Source organism: Paenibacillus durus ATCC 35681, assembly GCF_000993825.1.
In the GTDB taxonomy this organism is placed as follows: domain Bacteria; phylum Bacillota; class Bacilli; order Paenibacillales; family Paenibacillaceae; genus Paenibacillus_AQ; species Paenibacillus_AQ durus_B.
The window spans coordinates 1,661,897-1,683,311 of record NZ_CP011114.1 but is presented as its reverse complement, the minus strand read 5'-3'; the positions used below and the strand labels follow the sequence as shown (position 1 = coordinate 1,683,311).

16 protein-coding genes and 1 pseudogene are annotated in these 21,415 nt (G+C 53.3%); 6 read left to right on the top strand and 11 right to left on the bottom strand.

The genetic code is table 11. The features are described from left to right. Nucleotides 1-36: 36 nt before the first annotated feature. The 3 genes from VK70_RS07550 to VK70_RS07540 all read right to left on the bottom strand — a co-directional run bounded on the left by VK70_RS07550 (nucleotide 37) and on the right by VK70_RS07540 (nucleotide 3,160). Nucleotides 37-777, bottom strand: coding sequence for a metallophosphoesterase family protein (locus tag VK70_RS07550; RefSeq protein WP_046723073.1), 741 nt, complete (start codon nucleotides 775-777; stop codon nucleotides 37-39). Nucleotides 778-930: 153 nt separating this feature from the next. After that, nucleotides 931-1,557 carry an SGNH/GDSL hydrolase family protein gene (locus VK70_RS07545; RefSeq protein ID WP_025695367.1) on the bottom strand — a complete coding sequence of 209 codons (627 nt, stop codon included), beginning with the start codon at nucleotides 1,555-1,557 and terminating at the stop codon, nucleotides 931-933. Nucleotides 1,558-1,573: 16 nt separating this feature from the next. Continuing rightward, on the bottom strand, nucleotides 1,574-3,160 hold the full coding sequence (locus VK70_RS07540; protein ID WP_025695368.1) for a peptide ABC transporter substrate-binding protein: 1,587 nt from the start codon (nucleotides 3,158-3,160) through the stop codon (nucleotides 1,574-1,576). Between the two features lie 190 nt (nucleotides 3,161-3,350). Here VK70_RS07540 and VK70_RS07535 point away from each other — a divergent pair, with 190 nt between their 5' ends. Continuing rightward, nucleotides 3,351-3,986: a nitroreductase family protein gene (locus VK70_RS07535; RefSeq protein WP_025695369.1), complete on the top strand. Its 636-nt coding sequence runs from the start codon at nucleotides 3,351-3,353 to the stop codon at nucleotides 3,984-3,986. Nucleotides 3,987-4,081: 95 nt separating this feature from the next. Here the strand turns inward: VK70_RS07535 and VK70_RS07530 are convergent, their stop codons facing one another. Beyond that, entirely contained in the window at nucleotides 4,082-4,372 is a 291-nt protein-coding gene (locus VK70_RS07530) for a hypothetical protein (protein WP_025695370.1), read from the bottom strand. Nucleotides 4,373-4,984: 612 nt separating this feature from the next. Here VK70_RS07530 and VK70_RS07520 point away from each other — a divergent pair. Further along, nucleotides 4,985-5,727: pseudogene (locus VK70_RS07520) on the top strand (formylglycine-generating enzyme family protein). Between the two features lie 391 nt (nucleotides 5,728-6,118). On the opposite strand, the gene VK70_RS07515 reads toward VK70_RS07520, so the two are convergent. After that, a complete protein-coding gene (locus tag VK70_RS07515; protein ID WP_046723071.1) occupies nucleotides 6,119-7,858 on the bottom strand; it encodes an ABC transporter ATP-binding protein in 1,740 nt (579 codons plus the stop codon). Further along, nucleotides 7,855-9,648, bottom strand: coding sequence for an ABC transporter ATP-binding protein (locus VK70_RS07510; protein WP_025695885.1), 1,794 nt, complete (start codon nucleotides 9,646-9,648; stop codon nucleotides 7,855-7,857). Before VK70_RS07510 ends, VK70_RS07515 begins: the two co-directional genes overlap by 4 nt. Nucleotides 9,649-9,801: 153 nt before the next feature. On the opposite strand from VK70_RS07510, the gene VK70_RS07505 reads away from it, so the two are divergent. Then, nucleotides 9,802-10,677 (top strand): LysR family transcriptional regulator, encoded by an 876-nt coding sequence (locus tag VK70_RS07505; protein WP_025695886.1) that lies wholly within the window; start codon nucleotides 9,802-9,804, stop codon nucleotides 10,675-10,677. 77 nt (nucleotides 10,678-10,754) lie between these two features. Next, complete coding sequence (locus VK70_RS07500; protein WP_233277785.1) at nucleotides 10,755-12,704, top strand: NAD(+) synthase; 1,950 nt, start codon at nucleotides 10,755-10,757, stop codon at nucleotides 12,702-12,704. 127 nt (nucleotides 12,705-12,831) lie between these two features. Here VK70_RS07500 and VK70_RS07495 read toward each other — a convergent pair whose 3' ends face one another. The 3 genes from VK70_RS07495 to VK70_RS07485 all read right to left on the bottom strand — a co-directional run bounded on the left by VK70_RS07495 (nucleotide 12,832) and on the right by VK70_RS07485 (nucleotide 17,328). After that, nucleotides 12,832-14,391 (bottom strand): IS1182 family transposase, encoded by a 1,560-nt coding sequence (locus tag VK70_RS07495; RefSeq protein WP_025695888.1) that lies wholly within the window; start codon nucleotides 14,389-14,391, stop codon nucleotides 12,832-12,834. 374 nt (nucleotides 14,392-14,765) lie between these two features. Further along, the gene (cysK, locus tag VK70_RS07490; RefSeq protein WP_025693776.1) at nucleotides 14,766-15,686 is read right to left on the bottom strand and encodes a cysteine synthase A; all 921 of its coding nucleotides are present in this window, start codon (nucleotides 15,684-15,686) and stop codon (nucleotides 14,766-14,768) included. Nucleotides 15,687-15,810: 124 nt separating this feature from the next. Next, nucleotides 15,811-17,328 (bottom strand): DUF4153 domain-containing protein, encoded by a 1,518-nt coding sequence (locus tag VK70_RS07485; RefSeq protein ID WP_025693777.1) that lies wholly within the window; start codon nucleotides 17,326-17,328, stop codon nucleotides 15,811-15,813. Between the two features lie 110 nt (nucleotides 17,329-17,438). Between VK70_RS07485 and VK70_RS07480 the strand changes: the two genes are divergently transcribed. After that, nucleotides 17,439-19,199 (top strand): ABC transporter substrate-binding protein, encoded by a 1,761-nt coding sequence (locus VK70_RS07480; RefSeq protein WP_046723069.1) that lies wholly within the window; start codon nucleotides 17,439-17,441, stop codon nucleotides 19,197-19,199. 128 nt (nucleotides 19,200-19,327) lie between these two features. Here the strand turns inward: VK70_RS07480 and VK70_RS07475 are convergent, their stop codons facing one another. Together VK70_RS07475 and VK70_RS26385 are read right to left on the bottom strand one after the other, a co-directional pair. Beyond that, nucleotides 19,328-19,810: a hypothetical protein gene (locus VK70_RS07475; protein ID WP_025694371.1), complete on the bottom strand. Its 483-nt coding sequence runs from the start codon at nucleotides 19,808-19,810 to the stop codon at nucleotides 19,328-19,330. A 162-nt stretch (nucleotides 19,811-19,972) separates the two neighbouring features. Next, on the bottom strand, nucleotides 19,973-20,176 hold the full coding sequence (locus VK70_RS26385) for a hypothetical protein (RefSeq protein WP_025694372.1): 204 nt from the start codon (nucleotides 20,174-20,176) through the stop codon (nucleotides 19,973-19,975). Between the two features lie 157 nt (nucleotides 20,177-20,333). Between VK70_RS26385 and VK70_RS07465 the strand changes: the two genes are divergently transcribed. Then, a complete protein-coding gene (locus VK70_RS07465; protein ID WP_046723068.1) occupies nucleotides 20,334-21,332 on the top strand; it encodes an acrylyl-CoA reductase family protein in 999 nt (332 codons plus the stop codon). Nucleotides 21,333-21,415 lie beyond the last annotated feature (83 nt).

Here is a 21,415-nt window from a genome sequence, read left to right as displayed (position 1 = left end):
TTAGTTAAATCGGCAAACGGATGGTGCAGCGGTGCATTACCGCGCTCTCCCGCTGCGGATGGCAATCGCATAGTCGGGTCTGCCGTTTCGTTCCGCAATATCAGCTGCCGTATTCCAATCGTATGGGATCAGCTTATGCTCTACGTTCCAGCCTGTTCCTTCCGCCTTACGGACCATACAGAAGCTTGCGCAAGGCGTGCCCGATTCCATGACATGGGGAAAAGGAAGTTCATCCTCGTAAGCGGGCAAGCCGACACTGCCCGGATTGACAAGCCATTTGCCATCCGGCAGCGCTAAGGTATGGTATACATGGCTGTGTCCGCAGAAAATACCGCGCTCCTGTATAGTGTGCAGCTCCGTCTGCAGCGTTTCTGTTTTTTTGTAAAATACGCCCGTTTCAGTTACTTCTTCAAGCAGGTACCGTCTATTATCAAAAGGAGTTCCGTGGCAGAACAGCAGGTCCTCATAGCGCCATACGGCTAAATGGTCCGCAATCCACGCTTCCATATCGGCATTAAGCAGCGGCTTGACATGGCGGTACGTCAGCGAGCCGCTGTCCTTCGCCAACAGAATCTCGTCGCAGTTCCCCATGGTGTTGACGATATCGTCGCGCTGCCTAAGTAGCCGCGCCGTTCCGAGCGGATCTACCGGACCGAATAAACTGTCCCCCAGATTGACGATTAGATCGGCGCCGCTCCGGTCAATGTCCTGCAGAACCGCCTCCAGCGCCGGTGCGTTGCTATGTATGTCCGAAATTACCGCTATCGTGCAGGTCAATCCGAATCCCTCCCGAAACACGCGTTCTCTATATTATAACAGCAAAACCGAAACTGGAGAAATCAGGGACTCCGCCGCCTCTTGGAAAAATAAAAGGATGCCTGGCCTAAAGCAGCCAAAGGCATCCTTTCTCAGCGGGAAAAAGCCAATGAATCAGTTCACTCCAACCGCTTTCAACCACGCTTCGGTAATCAGCGCATGCCCTGCGGGGGTCGGGTGAACGCCGTCTTCCGTCCAATAGGCCGGGTCGGCCTTTATCGAAGCGGCTGCAAACAGGCCGTCAAGCGGCACCAGCAGCGCCCTATACTCGCGGGCCAGCTTCCGCACAACGGCGATTTTCGGGTCCAGATCTTCCCGCCAATCGCGGTTCAGCCCCTGAACCGGCAGGACGAACGGCTCGATCAGGATCAGCTTGGCGTCCAAAGTCTGCCGCGTGCGGTCCAGCAAATTCCGGTACTGCGCCTCGAACGCTTCCGGTGTCGTCTCCTCGCCGCTGTCGTACCGGTACCAGCTCTCGTTGATGCCGACATAGATGGATACCCAGGTCGGCTTCAGCGCAAGGCAGTCCCTGTCCCAGCGCCGCACGAGATCGGCGGCCCGGTCGCCGCCGACGCCCCGGTTGTAGAACGCAAGCTTTTTCTCCGGAAACAGCAGGCCAAGCCGTCCGGCAACCATCAGGGGATAGCCGTTTCCCAGCGAATAAGCGTCAAAGCGGTTGCGGCCAACATCGGTAATGCTGTCACCCTGGAACAAAATCACGTCGTTTTCTTTAAAAAGCATCTTCGGAAGTCCTCCTTTATTTTAAATATCCGTCCCGGTAAACGAGAGCACCTGAATAGTCTTTATAAACACCGTGCACATAGGGTTTCTGCAAAGTGAATTCTTTAAAATAGTGAACCGGGATGATGACCATCTGATCGATCAGCAGGCGCTCGGCTTGATGGTACAGCTTCATGCGTACCGCATCGTTTCCCGTCTGCTGCGCCTGGCGGATATAGGAATCATACTCCGCGTTATGCCAGCCGCTGTCATTATCCGTGCTCCAGGAAGCGAACATTTCAAGGAAAGAAGCGGGATCGTTATAATCCGCCGTCCAGCCCGCTCTCGCGATCTCAAAGTTCAAGGCCATGCGGTTATCCAGCAGTTCCTCCCAGGGCTGAACCTCGGCATATACGTCAATGCCCAGATTATCCGCCCACATCGAGGTAACCGCAGATGAGATATACTCATGCCCCTCATTAAAAATAAGCTTCGTTTCCGGGAACGCGCTCAATCCTTCCTCTTTCATGCCTTTTTTCAGCAGCTCCCGCGCCTTGTCCGCATCCTCCTTAAAATAAGGCGCTCCGGAAGCCTCCTCCCGAAACGTCTTACCGGCACCCCGGATACCCGGCGGAACAAAGGCATAGGCCGGCGTTCCATGGGTCAGCATCTCTCTTGAAATCGCCATGCCCAGCGCCCGGCGGATGTTTACGTTGTCGAACGGAGGCTTGGTCACATTGAACACGTAATAGTATGTACTGGCGGGATTGTAGGTGTGTACGTCCTTTTTTGTTGCTTTATCCAGCTTGAAGACATTGATGTTCGTCTCGGACGGCCCTGACCAGTCCAGTTGACCCTGTTTGTACATGGCCAATTCTCGAACCGGATCATTGATGATACCCATCTTTATTTGGTCAAAATGAATCTTCTTCGCTTCGGGATAGAATCTGTTCTTGGACAGCACGATTTCTTGGTCAGGCACCCATTTCGTCAGAGTGAACGAACCGTTGCCGACAAGGCTTTTGGCAGACATAGCCCAATTCTTATTGCTCTTCACCACAGACGGATTGACCGGCAGATAAGCCCGGGAAGCCGCCAGCTGCAAAAAGTAGGGGGTCCGGCTCCTGAGCGTCACTTTGAGCGTTGTATCGTTCACGGCCTGAACACCGACCTTCGAAGCGTTTTTCAGCGTCCCGTTATGATAGGCCTCTCCGCCCGCAAGATAGTACAGCATATAGGCATGGGGTGACGAGGTGGCGGGATTCAGCACTCTTTTCCACGCATATTCGAAATCCGAAGCTTTAACCTTCTGCTTGTTGCTCCATGCCGCATCACCTCTGAGCTTGAAGGTGTACGTTCTGCCGTCCTGCGAGACAGTCCACGATTTCGCCATGGCCGGTTCAATTCCGCCGTTCCTGCTAGTGCGCACCAGCCCTTCAAAAACCCCGTTTAGCACCTCGTCGCTTGTGCTGTCGTACGACAAAGCAGGGTCCAGCGAAATCGGATTAGTATACAGATTAAAGCGGAAAATTTGCTCCCTCGGCGCGCCCCAAGCCAAAGAAACCAAGCAAATCGAAATGGCTAGAAAGCATACCGCGGCGGGGATCATGATCTTTTTCTTCATATATAGCTCCTTTCCGGTTGTAACCGTTCTAATCATAGACTCTATTACGATTTGGAATTATTGGCAATCCCAAAATTCATGGCATCATTGACGGATGATTGAAGCCGTGATATATTATTAAGTAACTAATAGTAAGTATATTTATTTAATAAATTAATTAATTTTTAATCATTGGATGGAGGCAATATCAATGAGTACACAAGCAGCCGTTAACCCTTTTTTAGAGGTTGTCCAAGCCCGCCGATCGGCCATGAATTTTGTGGAGGGCGTCAAAATTCCGCAAAGCGAGCTCGAAGAAATCTTCTCCCATACCAGACTCGCTCCTTCAGCTTTCAATCTACAGCACACCCGCTATAAAGTAATCGCAGACCCAGCGCTTAAAGAACAGATTCGCGAGAGCGCCTACGGACAATACAAAATTCATACCGCCTCCGCTGTCATTGCCGTCCTGGGGGATATGCATGCCTACGAGCAGGCGCCGGAAATTTACGGTGGTCTCAAAATGCTGGGGGCGATGTCGCAGGATGAATATGACGGGGTGATCGACGCAATCAATCAGGCATACATAGGCAAAGAGGCTTTTCAACGCGACGAAGCGATCCGCAACGCTTCACTGTCGGCCATGCAGTTCATGCTGATCGCCAAAGACAAGGGTTGGGATACATGCCCGATGATCGGATTCGATCCGGAAGCCGTCAAGAACGTTCTCGGGCTGCCGGACCATCTCGTTCCCGTGATGCTGATTACTATCGGCAAGGATGACCAACGCAAGATCAGACCGCGCGGCTACCGCAAGCCGGTGGGCGAGTTCGTCGATTTTATGTAAGTATGGCACGAAAAAGCTGCTCTCATGGCTTGCGCGGCAAGCCGGAGGGCATTTTTTATGGCTACATATCTGAGAGACTCTGATTGGAGGTTCGCTTAGCAGATCGAGGCCTCGCTTCTTGTGATAGTCCCATCTTTGTCATTAACATAATCTGTTCCGCTCTCGCAATTGCTTTTTCTTTCCCATGTTACTTTGTACTCATTATTTATGTGTTTTATCGAAGTTATTTCGGCTTCACCAAAATTGCTGTTTTTCTTATGATGCTGCTGGACAACGGATTTGGCTTGTTCCGCTGATATTTGGACAACTTTTGTTGTTGGAGGGCTTTGACACCCACTTAAAATTGCTAATATAACAACGAATATGAAAGCAACATTTTTACCCACCTCATCGCCGCCCCTTCCTTAAAGAAATTTAACCAACATTATTTTCTTAAATGACGAACCTTTTCCAGATAATGTTGCAGTTGCTTGGTTGTAACTCTTAGGCCCCCTAATTACCATGATGTGTCAAGTGTTACAAGTTCCAAGAAGCCCCTATTACCAGTCTTTGCAAAAAACACCATCCCAATGGAACGGGAAAATACAAAATGGACAGAGGAAATAAAGGTCATCCATCAGGATAGCGAGGAACGGTATGGTGCACCGAAAATCCATCATATCTTGAAGCAAAAAGGGGTGCTTCTTCACTATGCCCTTGGTTCCGAGTATACAAGTAAAGATTACATGGAATACGCTCAATCCCTTGGAATGATTCAGTCTTAGCCAAAAAGGCTGTCCCTATGACAATGCTTGCATCGAGTCTTTTCATGCCATCTTCAAAAAGGAAGAGGTCAATCTTCACCGTTACATGGACTTTTCCTCTGCCTTTCTATTCGACAATCTGCTTAATACTTAACTTTTTTGTGTTCAAGATATTGACCTAAATCCAGTTGGTATGAGATTGTGAAGAAATACTAATTAGTTGTGTCAAATATTAATTCAGACTAGGAGAGGGCAATGTTAGTTAACTTAAACGACTACATAAAAGATTTAATGGTTTATATTCCTGAAGGAGAAATCCGCCTACGAGATTTTCGAAACGAGCAAAAATGGATTAGTTCAAACTATAAATTTGGAATGCCGGGTTTTAGAAAAAATTTAACAGAAGTTATAATGTTGAGATTAAGCCATTTTATCTTGCCAAATATACGGTGACAGAAGAACTTTATGCGATTATTATGGGAAGGAAATTTTTAACAACAACCGAGGCTCGAAAACCAGTTGTTAATGTTTCATGGATAGATGCAGTGAATTTTTGTAACTTACTATCTGATGCACTGGGTTATGACAAGTTTTATGATTTAAATAATGAAGGTAAATCAGTTATTTGTAATTATAATACTAATGGTTTTCGTTTACCGACAGATGCTGAATGGCAATATGCATGTAAGGCAAAATCAAAAGGATATCGGTATGGTGAAATTGATGAAATCGCTTGGTATAAAGATAATTCTAACGAACGAGTACACGAAGTTGGTGAGAAAAAACCTAATGATTGGGGCTTGTATGATATGATCGGAAATGTTTGGGAGTGGTGTTGGGACTTATACGATGAAAAGACATTTGGTAATTACCGAATAATTCGCGGAGGAAGTTGGGCAGAAGAAGAACGTGGATGTGGAGCTACTTGCCGTCGAAAGAGTATGCCTGATTTTTATATAGATGATATTGGATTTAGAATTGCTAGATCAATCGTTTGAAAATTTAATAAGGTTGAACGATCTTCCATTATCGGGCGCTTTAATCATTTGAGTCTGCTCGTCCGCCTGCGGGTCTCTCGATGGTCCGCATCTCCTTCAGACGACCTCCTCACGGTGGCCGCCCTAGATTAGGCTTCCCTACTCAGGCCAGCGCGGTAGAGGCGGGACTTTCACCCGCGTGAAAGCATCCTTCTAGGCTCGCGGTTCGTTTTTACCTCAGTAACGTCACCGCTGCCTGTATCGGCCTGCTCTAGCGATTTTCGCTAAAGTTGTGACTGCCCGTCGCACAAAAAAGCCCCGCCATCCGGCGGGGTCAAGTGACATCTTTGGGGGTCAGGGATATTATATAATCCTCGATGCTTAAAGGTGCATAAAATGGGCCGGCTACCGCTCAAACCGCCGCAAACTGGCTGTTGTACAGCCGGGCGTAATAGCCTCCCAGGCGGAGAAGCTGCTCATGGGTGCCGCTTTCCACAATATCGCCGTCCTTCATGAACAGAATAAGGTCCGACTCGCGGATCGTGGACAGCCGGTGGGCGATGACGAAGCTGGTGCGTCCGTCCATCATTTTCAGGAAAGCGCGCTGGATGCGGATTTCAGTCCGGGTGTCGATGCTGCTCGTCGCTTCGTCCAGAATAAGCATCGGCGGGTCGGCCAGCAGCACGCGCGCAATGGTAAGCAGCTGCTTCTGTCCCTGGGACAGATTGTCGCCTGATCCGCTGATCAAGGTATTGTAGCCGTCCGGAAGACGTTTGATGAAGCTGTGCGCACTCACGGCCTTGGCGGCGGCAATGACTTCTTCATCTGTCGCCTCCGGCTTGCCGTAAGCGATATTATCCCTTATGCTACCGCCGAACAGCCACGTATCCTGCAGCACCATGCCGAAATTGCGGCGCAGGCTGTCGCGCGTCATATCCTTGATGTCCACGCCTCCGATTCGGATTGCGCCGCCGCCTGCATCATAAAAACGCATTAGCAGGTTAACCAGCGTCGTCTTGCCTGCTCCCGTCTGTCCGACAATGGCGACCCGAGTGCCCGGTTTGACTTCCAGGCTGAAATCCGTAATCAAGGGACGTTCGGGATGATAAGCAAATCTGACCTTGTCAAATACAACCGTCCCCTGCCCCGGCTCAGGGTCAAACGCATCCGGAGCGTCGGGCTGTTCGGGCTCAAGGTCCAGAACCGCAAAGACACGCTGGGCCGAAGCGGTCGCCGACTGAAGCTGCGTAATGACGCCGGTTATTTCATTAAATGGTTTGGCGAACAGATTGGAATAGATCAGAAAGCCGGACAAATCCCCGACGGTCAACCCGCCCGCGATAATGACGATGCTGCCGATGATCGCGATAACGGAAAACGTAATGTTGTTAACCAGCCGGGTCGTCGGTCCGGAAAGAGAGCCGTAGAACTGCGCATGAACGCCGGCCTGGTACAGTTCCCCGTTCAGTCCCTCGAACCGCTCATAAGTTTTGTCCTCATAGTGAAAAGCCTGAACGATCTTTTGCCCGCCGACCACTTCTTCCACATAACCGTTAAGGCTGCCGAGAATTTTGGCCTGGTCGCGGAAGAGCTGCTGCGAGCGCGTCGTAATGAAGCGGGCCATATAGTACGAAGCGGGCGCGGACAGCAGCACGACCACGGTCATGAGCGGGCTGATATATAGCATCAGTCCAATCGCGCCGACGATCGTAACGACGCCGGTAAGCAGAGTCTGAAAGCCTTGGAGCAGACCGTCCGATACGGCGTCCATGTCGTTCACGAACCGGCTGATCAGATCGCCCTGCGGGTGATTGTCATGGAACTTCAGCGGCAGGACGTTCAGCTTGTCGAACAGATCATTCCGCATGCGGTTTACCGTGTGATAGGCGATCCGGTTTGTGAGGTAGGTCAGCAGCCAGCCGCACAGGCTTCCGGCAAGAAATACAACCGCCAATTCTAGGATGATCCTTAGCAGCGCGTCAAAATCCACTTTCCCGGGTCCCATCATATAGTCGACCGCCCGGGCGATCAGCAGCGGCCCGATCAGGCTGGCCGCCACGCTAAGGATGGCGCAGAGCACCGCCAGAATGGCGGGGGTTCTAAACTGCGCGGTATAGATGATCAATCTTTTCCAAACCTGTTTGCCGCTCATAAAGCCGCCTCCTCGCTTGACAGCTGGGAGTTGCAGATTTCACGGTATACCTCGCAGCTGTGCAGTAAATCCTCATGCCGGCCGACTCCGGCAATCCGGCCGTCTTCGAACACGATAATTCTGTCGGCCTGCCGGACGGTGCCGACCCGCTGGGAGACGACAAGCGTCGTCATCCCGGCGCGGCTCTCTTTCAGCTCGCGGCGCAGCGCCGCATCGGTGGCGAAATCGAGCGCACTGGAGGAATCGTCCAGAATCAGAATGTCCGGACGGCCGACCACCGCCCGCGCGATAGTGAGCCGCTGCTTCTGCCCGCCGGAAAGGTTCAATCCGCCGCGGGAAACTTCCGTATTAAGCCCTTCGGGCAGCTTGGAAATGAACTCCTCCGCCTGCGCGACAGCCGCCGCTGCGCGGATTTCGTCTTCGGTCGCCTCCGTCTTCCCCCAGCGGATATTATCGGCGATCGTGCCCGTAAAGAGCACCGCCTTCTGCGGGACGATGCCGATGGATTCTCTGAGCCGGAGAAGCGGATAATCCTTGACGTTCACTCCGTCCACCCGCACCTCGCCCGAGAAGGCGTCATAGAAGCGGGGGATCAAATTGACGAATGTCGATTTGCCTGAGCCTGTGCCGCCGATCAGACCTACGGTCTCGCCCCGCCAGATCTTCACGGAAATGTCGTCCAGCGCAAGCTCTCCGGCCTTGCTGTATCCGAAAGAAACATGGTCGAACTCAATGGCGGGAACCTGAACGGCCGGTTCGGAACCATCGGTTCGCCCTGCTTGCATGGCAAGAAACTCTCGGGTTTCGGCTAACGGTGAAATGACCGGATGCTCCGGCTCCGCAACCGAACTTGAAACCGCCAGCACTTCGTTTACTCTGGAGAGTGACGAATTGGCTTTGGTGAAGATAATCACCAAATTCGAGGTAACGATCAGCGCCAGCAAAATTTGGGTAACATAGTTGATAAAAGCAATGATTTCCCCTTGCGAAAGCCGGCCCGCATTAATGTGAATGCCTCCCGCCCATAGAATCGCGAGGATGGCCGCATTGACCACCAATGAGGTCAATGGGCTGAGCAGAGCGGAAATCCGGCCGACATGCAGAGCCGTCGCCGTCACATCGTCTGCGGCGGCGCCGAAGCGTTCCCTTTCCTTGCGCCGCTTGGCGAAAGCGCGGATGACCCGGATGCCGGACAGATTCTCGCTCAGCACCTGGGCGATTGAGTCCAGCTTCTGCTGGTACTTGCGGTACAGCGGCGATGAACGCGAAATGATCCAATACAGCAGTACAGCAAAGACCGGCGCGGCCGCCAGCAGCACAAGCGACAAGCGAAAATCGAGAATCATGGCCATGATGATCGCTCCAATAGCGATAAACGGCGCACGGATGACAAGCCGGATCAGCATGGCAACCGCCAGCTGCAGCTGATTCACGTCATTGGTAATCCGATTGATCAGCGAAGGCGTGCCGAACCGGTCAAGCTCCGCATACGACAGTGAAGAAATATGCCGGAACATCGCATTTCGCAGCCTGGTCCCGAATCCCTGGGACGCCCGGGACGCCGAATACTGGCATACCATGGAGCAGGCGAAGCCAAGGATGGACATCAGCAGCATCAGTCCTCCCATCCGGTACACGTAAGTGGAGTCATGCAATCCAATACCTCTGTTTACCATCAGCGCGACGATGGTCGGCAGCAGCAGTTCGAGGATCGCCTCCAGCAGCTTGAAAATCGGGCCGATAATGAGCTGTTTCCGGTAGGGCTTCAGAAATACACTAATTTTATTCATTGCAGCAGTCACATCCATTCAAAGAAATACGTAAAATATTTCACAAATATAAAATGAACAGTTATGATTATGTCATAACTGCATCCATATTAAAAATATTGGATTCGTATCACTCCGATACGATAGTCATATTCCATGGGACGGGGATTCAAAATGGACATCAGACAGCTCAAATATTTCTTGACGATCGCCGAGGAAGGTCAGATTACTTCGGCCGCGAAGAAGCTGCAAATGGCGCAGCCGCCGCTTAGCCAGCAGTTAAAGCAGCTGGAAGAAGAGCTTGGCGTCAAGCTGGTCGAACGGGGTCCGCGCAGCATTCATCTGACTGACGCGGGAGTGATTTTGCGGAACCGGGCACAGCAAATTCTCGATTTGGCCGATGCGACAAAAAGGGAGATCGGCGATTACGTCAAAGGATTGACGGGAACACTGTCCATCGGAACAGTCTCCTCATCGGGCTCCGTCCTGCTGCAGAATCGGCTGTGCGAGTTCCACCAGACCTATGAGGGAGTTAAGTTCGAGATTCATGAAGGCAATACATTCAAGATTATCGATCTGCTGAGCAAAGGAATTGTGGAGCTCGGCATCGTGCGCACACCGTTCAATCCGGCCAATCTCGAATGCCGCTATACCGATTCCGAACCCATGATTGCCGTCATGACCCGTGAGCTGGACTTTAAACCCAGTCATGCCATGATCGATCTAGGCGAACTGGAGGACAAGCCTCTCATTATCTACCGCCGGTTCGAGCAGCTCATTACCGATGCCTGCCTGGAGCACGGCTTCGAACCGCTGCTGTTCTGTATGAACGACGATGCCCGGACGACACTGCTGTGGGCCAACGCAGGCCTTGGGATCGGTATTATCCCGAAATCCGCCTTTGGGCTTGTGAGCAGCGGCAATCTGCTCTGCAAAGAAATCAGCAGCGACACATTGCGCACGCGCATTGCCGCGATTATGATGAAGGGAAAATATGCGTCCACCCTGGCGACGAAGTTCTTCGAGAGCTTTCGCCCAGGGGAGCGCTAAAAAGTGACCAATATTGACACGATTCCTTATTGTGCTAAATTTATGACAAAGAAATTACACTTATATAAAGAGGATAGGTGAACCCATTGCTGAATTTCGGTTTCTCAAGAGTCGCCGCCGCCTCCCCTGAACTTCGGGTAGCCGACTGTGCGTTTAATGCCAATAAAATTATTGAAGTGATTGAGCAAGCTGACAAGCAGCGGGTGGAATACCTTGTTCTGCCGGAGCTGTGCATCACCGGCTATACCTGCGCCGATTTGTTCATGCAGCGCCGACTGCTTGATTCAGCCTTGGAGGCTCTGCTCGCTATCGCCGCCAAAACTGCAGACCTGGGCATGGTTGTAATTGCCGGTCTGCCTATCGACATCAGAGGTCGGCTGTATAATTGTGCCGCCGTTATACAGAGCGGAAGCATTCTCGGGATTGTGCCCAAGACCTGCATTCCCGGTTATAGTGAGTTCTACGAGCCCCGCTGGTTTGCCGGAGCCGAAGAATTGGAAACTACGGAGCTGCGTATCGGCGGAGCCGCAGTCCCGATCGGCAGCGATCTGATGTTTGTATGTGACGACAATTCCAACCTGGCCTTCGGCGTGGAAATTTGCGAGGATCTGTGGGTTCCCATTCCGCCGAGCAGCCGGCTGGCCCAGGCGGGAGCGGTGCTGCTGTTCAACCCGTCCGCCAGCAATGAACTTGTCGGCAAGGCGGATTATCGCCGGCAGCTTGTCTCGGGGCAATCCGCTTCCTGCGTTGCCGGATACGTCTATGCCGGCAGCAATACCGGCGAATCGACAACGGACGTCGTCTTCGGCGGCCACTCGCTTATCGCCGAGAACGGACAAATGCTGGCGGAATCGGACCGCTTCACCCATGAGAGCCGGATCACTATCGCCGATATCGACATTCCAAGACTCCATTATTCCCGCATGGCGATGGGGACCTTCCGGGGCGGCCGGGGCGGCGGCGATTACCGTGAGATTTCGTTCGAGAATCCCGTCCGCAAGAGCGATTTCCCCCGGGAGCTGGCCCGCGAAGTGGCCCCGAACCCCTTTGTCCCGGGCAACCCGCTGAAGCGGGACGAACGCTGCCAGGAAATCCTGTCGATTCAGACCTCCGGCCTGATGAAGCGCATACGTCACATCGGTACCAAGCAGGCGGTGATCGGCATTTCCGGCGGGCTTGATTCCACGCTCGCGCTGCTTGTCGCTGTAAGGGCGATGGAGCTGCTCGGCCGTCCGGCCAGCGACGTGCTCGCCGTTACAATGCCCGGGTTCGGAACGACGAACCGGACCTACGATAACGCCGTCGGCCTGATCAAGGCGCTGGGGGCTTCGATGATGGTCGTCGATATTAAGGCCGCCTGCCTCCAGCATTTTGCGGACATCGGTCACGACAAGGACGTGCACGACCTGACTTACGAGAATGTTCAGGCCAGAGAGCGTACGCAGATTCTGATGGATCTGGCGAACAAGAACGGCGGCATCGTCATCGGGACCGGCGACCTGTCCGAGCTGGCTCTCGGCTGGTGCACCTATAACGGTGACCATATGTCCATGTACGGCGTCAATTCGGGGATTCCGAAGACACTGATCAAATATGTCGTCCAGTGGTACGCCGACCATGAAGCGGACGAGACCGCCAGCAAGTTTCTGTACGACATCATCGACACGGGAATCAGTCCGGAGCTGCTGCCGCCTTCACCGGATGGCGAGATCGCCCAGCTCACGGAAGACATTCTGGGCCCATACGATGTGCATGATTTTTACCTGTATTACATGCTCAGAACGGGCGCTCCGCCCGCCAAAATTCTGTATCTCGCACAGCATGCTTTTGGCGATCGCTTCACGAAAGAGCATCTAGTACAGTGGATGCGCGTGTTCTACAGCCGCTTCTTCACCCAGCAGTTCAAACGCTCCTGCCTGCCGGACGGCCCGAAAGTCGGCACGGTCAGCCTGTCGCCGCGCGGAGACTGGCGCATGCCAAGCGACGCCTCCGCCTCGCTGTGGCTGCGGGAAGTGGAAGAATTGTAATACCCGTAATAAGAGAGCATTTGGGGCAAAAAAGAGGGAGCTGTCCCATAAGTAGATTTTCAAAGTCAGAGACAGTTCTTCTTCATTCTAGAAAACGCAAAAAGTCAGCAAAACAGCGATTCTCCGGTTATTGGAGAATCGCTGTTTTGCGTTTTTGGTCCACTGCGGCTTGTTTTAGTACATTATGGGCAAGGGAAAGCCACCCGACCTCAAGCGTCACTTTCTCCATGCCGCGAAGCAGAAATCGCCGGAAGCCCCGGTTATTTTTCAGTTGTCCAAATACACTTTCGGGCTCCGTCATTCGACGTACGGCCAAGGCGTAACCTTCCTCACTTCGCAGAATTTCCCGAGCCTGTTTCTGATACCGCAGTCGTTCCAAACTGACGACCATTTCCCGATTTCCTGCCGCTTTTGTACAACGTTCCTTCAGCGGGCAACCGTCGCAGTTTTGGCTTCGGTAATGACGTTTGCGGATTTCATAACCGCTCTCTAAACTTTCCTTGCTTTCTCTGCGGAAATGCAGCGTTTGTCCGGCGGGGCACGTCCACCTATCCTCGGCTTCGTCGTACGTCCAGTTCTCAATCTTTCCGATATTCTCTTTCCAGGCTTTACTTTTCTCTTTATGGTAGCTGCCGTATTTCACCACAGCTTGAATCTCTTCCTTTTCCAGGTAGGCGTAGTTTTCTTCACTGCCGTAGCCTGCATCTGCAATGACCGTCTGTGGGAATTTCCCCAGCATCTGCCTTGCCTTTTCCATATGCGACTGGAAGCAGCGAGTGTCTGTCGGTCTTTGGTGGAGACTGTAGGCCAAAATAAACTGATTTTCGGTCCCAATCTGTACATTGTAGCCGGGTTTGAGTTGACCATTCCGCATGTGGTCTTCCTTCATCCGCATGAAAGTTGCATCCGGATCTGTCTTGCTGAAGCTATTCCGGTCGCCAAGTAGTGTTTGGTACCGTTCGTACTTCAGCAGCCTTGGCAGCAAATCCTTTCGAAGCTTCCGAACGGCTTTTTTCAGAGGCTTGTCTTTGGGTTTCTCCAATAGCTGGGCTTCAAGTTTCTGCGCTACTTGTTCTAGTTTCTCGCTGCTCATCTCGGAAGACTCGCCGAGTTCAGCAAGGTCTCTTCCCTGGTATTCGCGTTCTTCTTGGTTCTCTGCCGCTTCGATGTCAGCGAACAGGGCATGTACGTTCTCTTGCAGTTTGGCCTTGTGTTTGCTGACAGCTTTGCCCCATACAAAAGTGTAGCGATTGGCGTTCGCCTCGATTTTGGTTCCGTCCACAAAGTAATGCTCCAGAGAAACGTATTTTTCGTCAGCCAGAAACTGAAGCACGGCGGTAAATACCTTTTCGAGGACGTTCTTTATTCGCTGGGAACGGAAGCGATTAAGGGTGCGGAAGTCTGGTCGCTGCCGTCCGGCCAGCCACATGAAAGGAATGTTCTCCCGCACAGCTTTGGCGATTTGACGAGACGAATAGATTCGCTGGGCGTAGGCATAGATAATGACTTTGGTAAGCATTTTAGGGTGGTAGCTGTCGCGGCCACCGCCGGGATAGGCAGCGTCAAAGATGGCGTCGTCGAGTCGATTCACGGCTGCGTTAACGACACGAACGAGGTGATGTTCTGGAATGTCTTCTTCCAGATCCATTGGCAAGCAAAGTTGGTCCATGGTATATTGAATGTACAAAGAGATCGCTCCTTTTGAAATGGTTGGGTGGTACCTCCATTTTACCAAAAGAGCGATTTCTTTTTTTACGTTTTTAAGAAACTGTTCCCGCTTAAAGCAGCGGAGAGGACGGAACGATTGTGGAAAAGCGGCAGCGGTCGCCTTTGTGTCCGGATTTTAACTGCAAAGAGAGATTCAAAAAATCCGGACACAACAGCGATTGGAACAACGATCCGTTCGCGCAGCGTCCATACCGAGTGCTCAAGTTGATACTACTCCAAAACAAGGGGTGTCCCAAGCAGCCATTGCATGGCTTTTGGGACACCCTCCTCTTTTTGATGGATAGCTTACTGGAAAGCATGGAAGATTTCTATGATCAGCCCGCCCTGACCGCGTCAAAAAATCCCCATGCTCAAATATCGTTCCCCCGAATCCGGGGCAATGCAAAGCACGCGTTTACCGCTCCCCAGCCTTTCGGCCTCTCTCATGGCGGTCCATACCGCCGCGCCGCCGGACGGGCCAATCAGGATTCCTTCCTTGGCCGCCATCGCCCGAACGGTATTCAAAGCGTCCTCGTCGGACACCTGCACAATCTCGTCATATACCTCCGTATTCAAAATAGAGGGCACGAATCCGGGGCTTGTGCCGACCAGCTTATGCGGGCCCGGCTGTCCGCCGGACAATACCGGCGAGCCCTTCGGCTCGACAACAAGAACGCGCAGACCTAGGAGATGCGCCCGCAGCGTCTCTCCCGTACCCGTAATGGTTCCGCCGGTACCCGAAGTCGCCACGAATGCGTCCAGCTTCCCCTCCATTTGATCCAGAATCTCAACCGCTGTCGTCGTACGGTGGATGTCGGGATTGGCCTTGTTCTCGAACTGCTGCGGGATAAAGCTTCCTGGGGTTTTTTTTCCGATCTCCAGCGCCTTGGCGATAGCTCCCGGCATCCGCTCGGAGGCCGGCGTAAGCACAACTTCCGCTCCGTACGCTTTAAGCAGATTAATCCGTTCCTTCGTCATATTGTCCGGCATGACCATGATGGCCCGGTAGCCCTTGGCCGCCGCATTCATCGCGAGTCCGATTCCCGTATTGCCGCTCGTCGGCTCGATGATGGTGCCGCCCGGCTTCAGCAGCCCATCCTTCTCAGCCTGCAGAATCAGATTATACGCCGCCCGGTCCTTAACGCTGCCGCTCGGATTGAACCGCTCAAGCTTAACGTATAGCTCCGCATCATTCGGCCCGGTTATACGGTTCAGACGAACAACCGGAGTATCTCCGATCAGCTCCGTAATATTCTTTACCACTCTCGTTGACATAACAGACCTCCTTGATTCCTGCGCGGAACATACCTGGGAACATTGTACCGTGTCTGAAAGGCTCTGTCGAATAAGGGATACCGGAGCCGACCATTTTTGCAGCATGATGATGATTCCTGGCTTATCAAGCACCTCCCTGCTTCTCCAAATACTGATCCAGTTCCGCCGCCGCCCTGTAACGCGACAGGTTGAAGGAAGGCCACTTATCGTTCGTATGTACCTGATCCTGCCGCTTCTGCCACAGGCCGTTATCCAGCATTCCGTTCCGGTTATGGCTGAACTCGATAAGCCGCGGAACCGCGTCGTCCGACAGCGTAAACAGATAAGCCGCGTCGAGCTTGCCGCTCACTTCATACCTCGCAATATTATTACCTGCAATAATGACGTCCATCCCGATATAGTTCATGATCAAGTAAGCCGCTGTACCCAGCACAATATAGCATTTTGCCAAAGGAAGACGCGGAAGGCCGATGCGCAGCGCAGTCACGATCAGCAGCAGCCCAAGGAAAATCATAAAGCCATGCACGAGAAACCGGATTGTCGTATAGCCGTAAGCCTCTTCGTAGAGGGCCAGCCGGGTATAAGCGGAATACAGCATCACCGCCGAACAGCCCGCCAGCAGATAGAGCAGTCCGCGAATCGCCTTGTTCATCTTCTCTGTTCCTTTGGTGTCCAGCAGCAGCAGACCGAGCAGAATGATAAAATTAATCCCCGCGACCATGATCAGTTCAAAAAATCCCCTGCGGGCATATTCGGCATAGGTTTCACCTGAGGGCAGCACGCCCTGCCAGCCGCCGAACAAATAAGAGAACTGCACATAGACAAACAGCAAATAGACGGTGTTAACCGCAGTCAAGACGGTTGCGGCAATGATCGAATCTACCCGAAAATCGGGAAGCTCTGCGGATTCCTGCTCCGGCCGTTTCCATTTCCCCGGCACGTCCTCTTCTTTATGGGGGAACAGAAATCCCCGCACAAACCCAAAGAAGAACATCCCGAGCAGCAGCGCCCACACCGTCCGGATAAAGCCCTCAATAAGCGATACATTGCTCAGCCAGACCGGGATTTCCGACAGCACGCTGTGAAACACACCGTCCGCCGAAGACAGCAGCATGAGCACAATCACCAGCAGCGGGAAAGAAACACAAAGGCCGATCAGCACCTTGCCGAGAACCCGCCTGCTCTTCCCTTCCTCCGGTTGTCCCGAAGCTCTCTTGAAGACATCGGCGATCCGGGGCCACTGCCGCAAATTCTGCGGTATCAGATGATCCAGCATGCTGAAGACCAGGGAGAAGCGGTCCCACGCCGGCCTGTCGTCGCCGATCATATAAGCCAGATGAAGCAGGATCGCGATCGGGATGACAAGCTTGTTCAAATTGTGAAAAAATCCGTTAGCGAACAGGCCGTAGGTTAAGGAGAGTAAAAAGATAAAGGCCATTCCGGCATATGCCGCCGCCGCAGGCTTCCGGATTTTGTCTTTAGCAAAGTACAGCATGTACGCATAAAAAAGTACAGTGAACAGCGGATACGACACACCATAGCGGTTGTCGAGAAACAGATACTGGTGAATAACGGCCAGCGAAAAACCGGCGGCAGGCAGCGCAAGAGAACGCGTCCACCCGGATGAAACTTCTTCGTTCATGGATATCCCTCCATATTCTTACTTTCTGCTCCCTATTCTAGATGATAAAATAAGAAGATAAAGAGAAATAAATATTCGTTTATTTCCTATTTTACGAAGGGATAGAGCAAATGAAGCTGCACGGACAATACATTCGGCTTCGCGCCCATTATGGCAGCACGGATGAAGTCTCCGCCACTCTGGACGAGCTTGCCGCGATACTCGGCTGCACACACCGGAACGCCCTGAATATTCTGGGCAAAATGGCGCGCCATGGCTGGGTGGTCTGGACGCCAAGCCGGGGGCGGGGACGCCGTTCCCTTCTGCGCTTTATGGCGCCCCGGGACGATATCGCCGTCCAGTCGATGATGCTGGCGATGGAACGCCGGGACGCCGTATCGGCAGCGATGGAACAAATCCGTTCCCATGCGGGAGTCTCGGCGCTTCAGGACACGCTGCAAAGCTGGCTGCTGGCCTATTCCGGCCACCACGCCGAAATGCGTAAGGACCGCGTCATCGATACGCTCCGTCTGCCTATCCGCCAGCCTCTCCATACGATCGATCCTCTGCACATGAATCTGCTCGCCGAATCCTTCGTTTCCAGTCATGTGTTCGACGGACTTGTCCGCAGAGGAGCGGGCAGCGAGGAGATCCTCCCCGGCATTGCGCATGCCTGGGAGACCGACGAGACGCGGACGAACTGGACCTTTTATCTCCGCAAGGAGGTGCTTCTGCATAACGGCGCGATCCTTGACGCGGGCGATGTCGTCTACTCCTTCTCCCGCTTGATCCGGGCGCCCCGGGGAAGGCTGTACAGCTTTATTTTGCGGGACATTATTGAGGTTACGGCGATGGGGCCGCTGACGGTCAGCATCCGGCTCAAGGCTCCGAACGAGCTGTTTCTTTCGTTCCTGTGCACGAGCCGGGCAGCCATTGTGCCGCGCGAACCGGAGCGGACCGGGGAAAGCGGCCTCGTCCACAAGCCGATCGGAACCGGGCCGTTCAAAATTGCGGAACTGAATAGAGAATTTTGCGTGCTGGAGGCTTTTCCGCATTATTTTCAGGGAAGGGCACAGCTGGACCGGGTGGAAATCCTGCATGTTCCTTGGGATGCAGAACCGTCTGCGGCGGACTCGGGTTCTCCCTTTCACATCATTCAGAATCCCCTGCCGGAAGAATCGGCTTCTCTCAGCCGGACTCACACCGAGACATTCGTCCGCAAGTTCATCACCTGCAACACCAAAAAAGCGGGACCGCTAAGCGATCCCGCCGTCAGAGCGGACATTCTGTCTTGTCTTGACGGAATCTATGAACCGGACGATGGCATCGGCGCTTCCGGTCCGGATGAAGTCCCTGGCTGTTCCGGCGTGTCCGGCAGCCCTGTTCCTCACCATCTCACCGCGCCCGAAAAGACCGCTCCATCGCCTTGGCTATCCCTACGGATTGCCACGATTCCGCAGTACGCGGCGGACGCCGAGCTCGTCGCCATGAGACTGGCGCGGCGCGGCATTTCGGCGGCGATCGTCTCCGTACCGCCCGAAGAGTTCAAGGGACCGGTCCGGATGGAATCCGACCTGATCCTGTTCTCCCTTGTGCGCGACCGTGACGAGCAGCTGCGGCTGTTCGACCTGTATCAGACACTGGCGGAGCATGTTACACCGCAGGTCCGGTCGGAGATCGAGGCCGGACTGCATCTGATCGCGCGCGAACCCACCCACGCGGCAAGAGCCGAGGCGTTCCGCCGGATCGAAGACCGGCTGATACAGGAGCGTGAGCTGCATATTTTATATGAGAAGCCGGTGGAAACCGCCTACCTGCCGTCCGTCCGGGGAGTCCGGTTCAACAGCCAGGGCTGGATCGATCTGCGGCATGTGTGGTTTCCGCAGCAGTGAAGGCTGCGTTCTTTGAATCATATCAATATGCGTCACACCGCGCCGGGCCGGGAATCAAGCTCCAACTTCATGATGAACACGGCCCCACCGACCGGCGTGTTCATCGCCTTGATGCCGCCTCGGAAGTGCTACTCATCTGATGTGGCCGTGATCTTGATGGCTTTTCCGGCCTGAAGATGTATTTCTACCTTGCCCGCTGTGCGTGCGCCGACAAATTTAATACGATTCCGGCCTTTGTCCAGCATTACCGTGGTGGTGCCGTTGCCGCTTCCCTCCACAATCGTTACCGCGCGATCGTCCGATGTTACCAGCATTACCTTGAATTCTCCCTTGTTAACAGTCAGGAAATAATCGATTCTAAGGTCAGCCTTCTTCTCCACATCCAGAGTCCAAATCGTCTCCATGCCGGAGAACCCTTTAAACTCACGGTCCGCAATCCGGGCAGTGGTTGAACCGGTCCGTGAAATATAGGAAAAACTGTCGCCTTCCTTTACAATATCAGCGCTGCTTCCGTACATTTTGTCCTTGCCGTCGTCAATGGAGCCGCAGCTTGCCATCACTAGTGTGACACTTAGAGCTCCGATGCTTCCTAGCCGCTTGATTGTTATCATTGAAATCGCCTCCCAGAGCAGATTTCAATAATTTAACATTTTATCCGTCTGCCGCCTATGACTTTTCCCCTGCCTCTGAACCCAGCAGCTTAATGACCGCCTTCCGGCAGTAGTCCCTGTATACGGAATGCAGCTCGTCCTGCCCATTCATCAGCCATTGGATCAGGCAACCGTCGATGATGGAGCGGATGACCGGGGCGGTCTCCCGCTTGGCAAACGAGGGTCGAATACGCCCTCCCGTTGGCCAAGCTCCACAATTTCCGCGCTGATCCGCGCGCAGTTGTCATAGAACCGGCTGTTGATTTCCCGGTAGGCGGCGTACAGAATTTGCTTGCGTTTTTCCTCGGATTTTTTGTAACGGACCATAGGATTCCCACCTGTATATTCATCATTTTTTTAAAATGTACGTTGGATCATTGACAGAAAAAAGTTGACCAGTCAGAATAAAAAATATAAACAACAACTATTGAACAACAATCCGCCTTCAACTGTTTCACATTTCATTAATAAGGAGCGTATCATTATGTCCTCATCCTTTCAAGCCCTGTTCGTAGACAATACGGAACCGTTCAGCGTCGGCGTAAAACCGCTATCCCTAGACGATCTGCCCGCAGGAGAAGTGGTGATCAAGGTCGCCTACTCCAGCGTAAATTACAAGGACGGCCTGGCCTCCATCCCGAATGGCAATATCGTCAAATCGTATCCTTTTGTGCCCGGCATTGACTTGTCCGGCGTGGTAGAATCCTCCGAAGATGAACGCTTTGTAAAAGGCCAGCCTGTGCTTGTTACCGGGTACGGGCTAGGCGTGTCCCATTTCGGCGGTTACAGCGAATACGCCCGCGTTCCCGCAGACTGGGTCGTTCCGCTGCCGGACGGCCTGTCGCTTAGAGAAGCGATGATTTACGGCACCGCCGGCTTTACGGCGGCCATGTCTATTCAAGCGCTCGAAGATAACGGAGCCTCGCCGGATCAAGGAAAAGTGCTGGTCACGGGCGCATCCGGCGGCGTCGGCGGGGCGGCACTCGCGATGCTGGCGGGGCGCGGCTACCAAGTTGTCGCAGGCACAGGCCGCACATCGGAGAGCGAATACTTGAAGCGGCTCGGCGCGGCCGAGGTCATCTCAAGAGAAGAGATCTATGACCCCGAAGCGAAGCAAAGACCGCTGGACAAGCAGCTGTGGCAGGCCGCCGTCGATCCAGTGGGCGGAAATCAGCTCGCGACTATACTCAGCAAAATAGAGTACCGGGGCTCGGTCGCCGTCAGCGGGCTGACGGGCGGTACGAAGGTTCCGGCGACAGTGCTGCCGTTCATTTTGCGCGGCGTAAATCTGCTCGGCATCGATTCCGTCTTCTGCCCCGCCGATCTCCGGCTCAAGGTATGGGAACGGATGGCAGGCGACCTGAAGCCTGCTAATCTTGAAGCCCTTGTCGACCGTGAGATAACGCTGGACGAACTCCCGCAGGCGCTCGCCGATATTTTGAAATCGAACACACGCGGCCGGGTGCTGGTGAAGGTGTCCTAAATGAACCGCTGAATTGCCGGTTATCACGCTTCATAAACAACGAGCCTGCTTCCATATTTAGGGAGCAGGCTCGTTGTACATCT